Source organism: Streptomyces sp. NPDC001204 (assembly GCF_053598035.1).
In genome coordinates this window covers 373,604-381,739 of record NZ_JBSFJL010000001.1, presented here as the reverse complement: position 1 = coordinate 381,739, position 8,136 = coordinate 373,604, and the positions used below count along the sequence as shown (strand labels likewise).

Below are 8,136 nucleotides of genomic sequence, written 5' to 3'. Positions count from 1 at the left end.
TGGGAGTTGCTGGTTGTCGTGGGTGTGGGCCGGGATCGTGGGCTTTTGGCGGGGTCTGCTGGCAGTTTTCGGCGGAGGTCGGCCGGGTGCCGTTGGGCGTCGTGGGCGCCGTTCGGGACGAGGGGTTGTTGGTGGCGGCCGGCTCGGAGTTGCTGGTTGTCATGGGTGCGGGTCGGGATCGCGGATACCGGCGGGGGTCGGCTGACAGTTTCCGGCGGAGGTCGGCCGGGTGCCGTTGGGCGTCGTGGGCGCGGGTCCGGACCGGGCGCCGTGTACGCGGGACGGGTCGTGACGGGACCGGTGTCCTCCGGGCCGCTGTTCTTGTTCGTCGCCCGCGGGGCCTCCGCAGGTGGGGGTCGCGGGCGAGTCATGGAAGTCATCAAGCAGAAAGGCGGGGCGGCATGACGACCTCGTTTCGCACCGAGCGGGACCTGATCGGTCGCCTCGACGTGCCCGACGGCGTGCGCTGGGGCATCCACACCGCCCGCGCCCTGGAGAACTTCCCGGTGTCGGGCACGCCGATCTCGTCGTACCCCCACCTGGTGAGCGCGCTCGCCACGGTCAAGCAGGCGGCCGCGCTCGCCAACCGGGATCTCGGCCTCCTCGACGAATCCCGCGCGCGGGCCGTCGTCGAGGCCTGCGAGCAGATCCGGAAGGGAGAACTGCACGAGGAGTTCGTGGTCGACGTCGTGCAGGGCGGGGCCGGCACCTCGACCAACATGAACGCCAACGAGGTGATCGCCAACCGGGCCCTGGAGATCCTGGGCCGCCCCCGGGGCGACTACGCGCATCTCGACCCGCACGGACACGTCAACCTCGGGCAGAGCACCAACGACGCCTATCCCACGGCGCTGCGGGTGGGGCTCTGCGAGGCGGCCGACGACCTGCTCGCCGCGCTGGCGCTGCTGGAGGACGCGTTCCGGGCCAAGGCGGCGGAGTTCGCCGGCTTCCTCAAGATGGGCCGGACCCAGTTGCAGGACGCGGTGCCGATGACCCTGGGGCAGGAGTTCGGCGCGTTCGCCGTCATGCTGGCCGAGGACCAGCAGCGCCTGCGCGAGGCCCGGGAACTGCTGCTGGAGGTCAACCTGGGCGGCACGGCGATCGGAACCGGCTTGAACGCCCCCGCGGGGTACGCCCGGCTGGCCACCCGGCACCTGGCGGCGCTCACCGGCCGGCCGTTCGTCTCCGCCGCGGACCTGGTGGAGGCCACGCAGGACGTGGGAGCGCTGGTGCACTTCTCGGGGGTGCTCAAACGCACGGCGGTGAAGCTGTCCAAGATGGCAGGCGATCTGCGGCTGCTGTCCTCGGGCCCGCGGGCCGGTCTGGCCGAGATCCGGCTGCCCGCGGTGCAGGCGGGATCCAGCATCATGCCGGGCAAGGTGAACCCGGTGATCGCGGAGATGGTGAACCAGGTCGCGTTCTGCGTGGTGGGCAACGACGTCACGGTGTCGATGGCCGCCGAGGCAGGACAGCTCCAGCTGAACGCCTTCGAACCGGTCGTCGCCCGCTGCCTGTTCCAGGGGCTGACCGAACTGACCGCCGCCTGCCGCCTGTTGGCGACCAGGTGCGTGCACGGCATCACCGCCGACCGGGACCGGCTGCGGGCGGGTGTCGAGCGCTCGATCGGGCTGGTGACCGCGCTGGTGCCGCACCTGGGTTATCACCGGGCGACCGAGGTGGCCAAGGCGGCGCTGCGCAACGGAACCAGCGTGGTCGAGGAGATCCGCGCCCAGCACCTGCTCGACGACACGACGCTGGTCACCCTGCTCGGCGACCCCGAACGGCTCGTGGGCCCGCGGCGCGAGCGGCGGTCCGACGGCTGAACCCGCACGGCGGGGAGGGCGGACTCGAAGGAGAACCCGAGTGGAACCCGAGAGGAGCCCGCCCTGCCCGCCGTGAGTCGTCAGGAGACCGCCGGCAGCGGATCCGCCTCCGCGGTGGCCGGGCGGGCGGCCTCCCGCCGCACGCGGGCGATGTGCAGACGCCCCGTGCACCAGATGCCGATCACCGAGATCACCATCAGCAGCACGGCCGGGGGCCAGTAGTGGCCGCCCGCCAGCGCGGCAAGGGACACACAGGCCACCGGCGCGAAGCCGCCGAAGATGAGGTTGCAGACCTGGTACGACAGGGAGATCCCGGTGTAGCGGACGTGCGGTTCGAAACCTTCGGCGAGGATCGCGGCGATCGGTCCGTACAGGGCCGACATCACGAACCGCATCGCGAGCATCATCAGGTAGATCAGTGCGACGCTGCCCGTGCCCATCGCCATGAACTGCGGCGCCGCCAGGACGACGACTCCGGCGAGTCCGGCGATGACGACCTTGTGCGCGCCGACGCGGTCGCCGAGCCAGGCCAGGCCCGGGGTCACCAGCAGTTCGAGGAAGGCCGCCAGCGTCAGGCCGTTGAGCAGCATCGACTCGGACAGGTGCAGGTGTCCGGTGCCGTAGGACAGCAGGTAGCTGGTCACCACGTAGTAGCCGCCGGTGGCCGTGGCCAGGGCGAAGACGCCGACCAGTACGGTGCGCCAGGCCTTCTGGAGCACCTCCGCCACCGGCAGCTTGGCCTCGGTCCCGCGCTCCTCGCGCACCTCGGACATCACCGGGGAGTCCTCGAGCTTGACGCGGATGACGAATCCGATGGCGACGAGGACGGCGGAGGCGAGGAACGGCACGCGCCAGCCCCAGCTGAGGAACGCGTCGTGGCCGAAGAGGTTCATCAGGCTGAAGGCGCCGGTGGAGAGCAGGGCGCCGACGGACGAACCGAGCTGGGCGAACGAGCCGAAGAAGGTCCTCCTGCCCTTCGGGGCGTTCTCCACCGCGATCAGCACCGCGCCGCCCCACTCACCGCCGATCGCGACGCCCTGGACCAGGCGCAGGACGATGAGCAGGACCGGAGCCAGGGCGCCGACCTGGGCGTAGGTCGGCAGCAGGCCGATGGCGAAGGACGCGATGCCCATCATCAGCAGGGTGATGACGAGGGTCTTCTTGCGTCCCACCCGGTCGCCTATGTGCCCGAACACGATGCCGCCGAGCGGTCGCAGCAGGAAGCCGACGGCGAACGTGCCGAAGGCGGACAGGGTCTTGAGCAGCGAGGGCATGTCCGCGGGGAAGAACACGTCGTTGAAGACGATGGCCGCGGCGGTGGCGAAGGCGTAGAAGTCGTACCACTCGATCGAGGTGCCGGCCAGGGCGGCCAGCGCGGCTCTGCGCGCGTTTCTCGGATCGGGCTGGTGGGTGCGGTCCGGCATGCGGGACCTCCGGCTGAGGGTGGGGACGGGGGAGCGGGAGAGCGGCGCGGCGGTGCGCGCCGCTCCCGGGTGAAGGGGACGGAGCGGGGGCGGAGCTCAGCGGCCGGGGGCCGCCCAGGCGCGGGTGCCGCCGATCCAGGTCTCGCGCACGCCGATGCCGGTGAGTTCGTCGGCCGCGGTGTGCAGGGGATCGGCGTCGAGGACGACGAAGTCGGCGAGCATGCCCGGCGCCAGCGTGCCCACCGCGTGCTCGCGGTGCAGGGCGCGGGCGGCCGCGGCGGTGTGCGCGTGCAGGCCGTCGGCGACCGGCAGCCGCAGCGCCTCGTCGCCCAGGACGGTGCCCAGGACCGTGCGCCGGGTGGCGGCCGCGGAGACCGCCTCCAGCGGGGCGGGCGGGGCGACCGGCGCGTCGGAGCTGAACACGACCGGAACACCGGCCGTGCGGCAGCGCCCCGCGGGGTTGTAGCGGTGGCCGAGCTCGCCGACGGCGGTCAGCGTGCCGTCACCGGTCCGCAGGTGGTGCTGCGGCTGCATCACCGGGACGACCCCCAGCGCGCCCATGCGCTCGATCTGCTCGTCGGTGGGCAGTCCGCAGTGCTCGATACGGTGCCGCATGTCCGGCCGGGGCCGGTCCGCCTGCGCCTTCTCGACCGCGTCGAGGACCATGCCGATGGCGTACGGGGACTGGGCGTGCGTCGCGGTCTGCAACCCCGCCCGGTGGGCCCGCGCGACGATCTCCGCGTACTCCTCGACCGAGTGGTACAGCTGCCCGTGGTGGCAGCAGTCGGCGGCGTAGCCCTCGGGGAAGTAGGCGGTCCAGCCGCCCAGCGTGCCGTCCGCGTAGAACTTCACGCCCTGCACACGGAACAGGTCGCCGCCGAAGCCGTGGACGACGCCGAGTTCCAGCGCGGTGTCCAGCAGCGCGGAGGTGAGGTACGCCGACACACGCATGCGCAGTGAGCCGGACTCCTGCGCCCGCAGATAGGTCTCCGTCTCGCGGCGCGAGGCCTGCGCGTCACCGACCGTGGTGACACCGGCGGCCAGGAAGACCTCCTGGGCGCGCGCCAGATGGTCGGCCATGATGGCGTCCGGCTCGGTGAGGTGGAAGTTCGGGCCGTGGTTGCCGATCTTCACCCCGCCCGGTCCGGTGAGCATGTCGCACGCGGCGTCCCACAGCTGCCCGTCGGGCTCGCCGGAGGCGAATCGGCCGATGCTGCCCCCCTCGGGGTCCGGGGTGCCGGCCGTGATGCCGCAGGTCCGCAGCGTGTGGGAGTTGACGACGCCGCCGTGACCGGAGGCGTTCATCACGTAGACCTCGCGGTCGTCGGCGACGCGGTCGAGGTCGTGGCGGGTGGGGTGGCGGCGTTCGGCGAGGCGGCGGTGCTCGTAGCCGAAGCCGCGTACCGGGACTCCGGCGGGCAGCTCGCGGGCGGCGTCGCGCAGCACGTCGACCAGGGTGTCGATGTCCGGCACGCGCTCGGGCCGGCAGTCGACCCAGGCCAGGGCCTGGCCGTACATCACCGGGTGGCAGTGCGCGTCGACGAAACCGGGGTGGACCAGACCGCCGTCGAGCTCCAGCTCGCGGTCCACGCGGCCGAGCGCGGCGCGGGCGTCGTCGGCCGTGCCGACGTGCACGATCCGGTCGCCGCGCACGGCCAGGGCTTCCGCGCGGGTCGTGGTGCCGGCGGAGGCGATCGCGGCGCCGGTCACCAGCAGGGTGCGGTCGGGGTTGTCGAGAGGGTGGTGCATGGGGCCTGCTTTCGACCAGGGGACGCCGAAGGTACGCGGAGGCGACGCGACGGCTGATTCGTTCGCCTGGACGATAGATAACGAACGACAGATTGGCTAGAGGTGCTTCAGGGAAAAATTTCGGAAGGTGTCGGGGGTGTGTGCTTACGGATCGTCCGTCGGAGGGGGTGATTGCCGGCGGTTCATGCTCCGGAGTCCGGTGCCGGGGTTCGTGCTCCGGCGTCAGGTGCCGGTGCCGCGGCTCCCGGGTCGTAGCGCTCCTTCACCAGTTCCATGTGCAGCCAGCTCTCCACGCCGCTCACCTGCTCGCACGCCCGCATCCGCTCCAGGGTGGCCAGGAGTGCCGGCAGCGACTCGGCCGTGATGGTGCCGACCAGATCGGCCCGGCCGATGCAGGCGGACAGGAACGACACGCGGTCCCAGGAGGCGAGCCGCTCGGCCACCGGATCCGCGGGACCCTCCAGGCGCACCGCGAAGCCGCAGAGGTGGCCCATGCCCAGCAGTTCGGGCCGTACGAGGGCGAGCACCTTCGCGACGCCGCCGTCGAGCAGCCGCAGCGTGCGGGACCGGGTGGCGCCCGCCGACAGCCCCACCCGGTCGGCGAGTTCGGCGAACGGCAGCCGGCCGTCGCGCTCCAGCTCGTCCAGGATCCGCCGGTCCAGCTCGTCGAGCTCGGCGGCGGCCGGGGGGTCGGGGAGCAGGTAGGGGTCCTTCAGCTGGCGGGTGGTGATCAGCGGATCGACCGTCCGCACGCCCGGCAGGGTGCGCACCCGCTCGATCGCCCGGTCCAGCTCGGCGAACCCCTCGGTGCGCAGCTCGGTCATGATGGCCCGCTGTCCCGCCGTGAGGGTGACGAACGGCGCCTGGGGCATCGCGGCGATGGCGCGCGCCACCGGTCCGGCCGCGCCGCAGGTGTCGATCGACAGGTGCGCCGAGGCGGTCAGCCCGCGCACGGCGGGGTGCACGATGGCCACCACGCGCACCGCGCCGGAGTCCAGCATCCGCTGGACCCGGGCCCGGGTGGCGGGCCGTGACAGGCCCACGCGCTGGGCCAGCGTCTCGTAGGTGAGGCGGCCGTCCGTCTGCAGTTCGCGCACGACGGCGAGGTCGGTGTGGTCCAGATCCACCTGGGCTGTTCCCCTCGGTTCCTTCGGTGTGTCGGCCCGCGGTGCGGCGGCGCCCGGGTCCGGTGTCATTCTCGGGCATCGTCCGCCGGGTCCACCGGCGGGTGACGCGCATCACTACACGGTCGAGTCAATCACTGATGGACATCAGATCAGCCGAAACGTAGGTTGATGGCGTTCCAAACGGTCGAATCAGTTGAGGAGGTCGCCGTGGGGCAACCCGTGGTCGTCTACACGGACCTGGGCGAGCTGGACCCGGAGCCGGGCGTCCGGCTCCTCACCGACGCGGGTTTCGCCGTGCGGATCGCCGGCAGCCGCGACCCCGAGGCCATCGCGGCCGCGGCCCATGACGCGGTGGCGCTGATCGTCGGCTACGCGCGCGTGGACGAGGCACTCCTCGACCGCCTGCCGAGGCTGCGCGTCCTCGCCACCATGTCGGCCGGGTACGACATGATCGACGCCGGCGCGGCCCGCCGGCGCGGCCTGTGGGTGACCAACCTGCCCGGCACCGCCACCGAGGACGTCGCCGTCCACGCCCTCGCCTCGGCCCTCTCCCTCGTACGCCGGCTGCCACAGGCCGACGCCGTGGTGCGCGGCGGAGGCTGGGCCACCGACTTCGCCAGAGCCGAACTGCCGCGCCGAACAGGCGGGTTGACGCTGGGCCTGGTCGGGATGGGCCGTATCGCCCGGGAACTCGTCCGGATCGCGGCTCCCGTCTTCGGCCGCCTCGCCGCGTACGACCCGCAGGCCGACCCCTCCGGATGGCCGGCCGGTGTCGACCGGCTCGAACTGGACGAACTGGTGGGCGCGGCGGACGTGCTGTCCCTGCACGTCCCGCTCACCGACCGGACCCGGGGCATGGTCGACGACGGGCTGCTCGCCCGCATGCGGCCGGGCGGCCTGCTGGTGAACGTCTCCCGCGGCGAACTCGTCGACCCCGGGGCCCTGCTCCGGGCGCTCGACAGCGGCCGGCTCACCGGAGCCGCCCTCGACGTCCTGCCCGTGGAGCCCCCGCCCGCCGGCGACCCGCTGTGCGGCCACCCGCGCATCCAGCTGTCCCCGCACAGCGCCTTCCTGTCCGACGCCTCGCACCGCGCGTACGTGTGCGAGCCCGCCGAGAACGTCATCGCCTGGCAGCGCACGGGCCGACCCCTCACCCCCGTGGTCGACCCCGAGGCCTGAACCGTCCCGAAGGAGCCCCCATGACCGACCCGCTGAGCACGCCCGCGACCCGGAGCCCGGCCGCGCCGGCCCTCGATCCGGCAGCCGAGGAGCTGCGGCTGCGCCGCGAACTGGCCGCCGTCTACCGGCTCGTCGCGCACTTCCGCATGACCGACCTGATCTTCACGCACATCTCGCTGCGGCTGCCGGGCCCGGACCACCACTTCCTGATCAACCCCTACGGCCTGCTGTTCGAGGAGATCACCGCCTCGAACCTGGTGAAGATCGACCTGTTCGGCAACCCGGTCGAGCCGACCCCGTACCCGGTCAACCCGGCCGGTTTCGTCATCCACAGCGCGATCCACGCCGCACGCGAGGACGCGCGGTGCGTGCTGCACACCCACACCAAGGCGGGCTGCGCCGTCGCCGCCCAGCGCGACGGGCTGCTGCCGGTCAACCAGATGTCGATGGAGTTCCACAACCGGGTCGGCTACCACGACTACGAGGGCGTCGCCCTCAACCTCGACGAACAGCGGCGCCTCGTCGCCGACATCGGTGGCCACTCCGCCCTGATCCTGCGCAACCACGGGCTGCTGACGGTCGGCGAGAGCGCGGCCCAGGCGTTCCTGCGCATGTACTACCTGGAGAAGGCCTGCGAGATCCAGGTGACCGCGCAGGCGGGCGGCGGCCCCCTCGTCGTCCCGCCGGCCGAGGTCTGCGAGTACACCGCCCAGCAGCTCGCGGGCGAGGCGACCTCGGACTTCGAGGACGTCGACGCCTACGAACTCGCCTGGGCGGCGCTGCTGCGCCTGCTCGACCGGACCTGCCCCGACTACAAGGACTGACCACCACCCG

6 protein-coding genes are annotated in these 8,136 nt (G+C 72.5%); 3 read left to right on the top strand and 3 right to left on the bottom strand.

Going from position 1 to position 8,136, the window contains the following annotated elements; all coding sequences use genetic code 11:
• Positions 1 to 401 precede the first annotated feature (401 nt).
• Positions 402 to 1,823 (top strand): aspartate ammonia-lyase, encoded by a 1,422-nt coding sequence (locus ACWC91_RS01725; protein ID WP_225075393.1) that lies wholly within the window; start codon positions 402 to 404, stop codon positions 1,821 to 1,823.
• Positions 1,824 to 1,903: 80 nt separating this feature from the next.
• On the opposite strand, the gene ACWC91_RS01720 is transcribed toward ACWC91_RS01725, so the two are convergent.
• From ACWC91_RS01720 to ACWC91_RS01710, 3 genes are all read right to left on the bottom strand, one after another.
• Entirely contained in the window at positions 1,904 to 3,247 is a 1,344-nt protein-coding gene (locus tag ACWC91_RS01720) for an MFS transporter (RefSeq protein WP_450642234.1), read from the bottom strand.
• Between the two features lie 96 nt (positions 3,248 to 3,343).
• The gene (locus ACWC91_RS01715; RefSeq protein WP_450642236.1) at positions 3,344 to 4,996 is read right to left on the bottom strand and encodes an amidohydrolase; all 1,653 of its coding nucleotides are present in this window, start codon (positions 4,994 to 4,996) and stop codon (positions 3,344 to 3,346) included.
• A 182-nt stretch (positions 4,997 to 5,178) separates the two neighbouring features.
• Positions 5,179 to 6,123 carry an Lrp/AsnC family transcriptional regulator gene (locus ACWC91_RS01710; RefSeq protein WP_281154985.1) on the bottom strand — a complete coding sequence of 315 codons (945 nt, stop codon included), beginning with the start codon at positions 6,121 to 6,123 and terminating at the stop codon, positions 5,179 to 5,181.
• Between the two features lie 207 nt (positions 6,124 to 6,330).
• On the opposite strand from ACWC91_RS01710, the gene ACWC91_RS01705 reads away from it, so the two are divergent.
• Both ACWC91_RS01705 and ACWC91_RS01700 read left to right on the top strand, forming a co-directional pair.
• On the top strand, positions 6,331 to 7,302 hold the full coding sequence (locus tag ACWC91_RS01705) for a C-terminal binding protein (RefSeq protein WP_450642238.1): 972 nt from the start codon (positions 6,331 to 6,333) through the stop codon (positions 7,300 to 7,302).
• A gap of 20 nt (positions 7,303 to 7,322) precedes the next feature.
• Positions 7,323 to 8,126 carry a class II aldolase/adducin family protein gene (locus ACWC91_RS01700; protein ID WP_450642239.1) on the top strand — a complete coding sequence of 268 codons (804 nt, stop codon included), beginning with the start codon at positions 7,323 to 7,325 and terminating at the stop codon, positions 8,124 to 8,126.
• Positions 8,127 to 8,136: the final 10 nt, after the last annotated feature.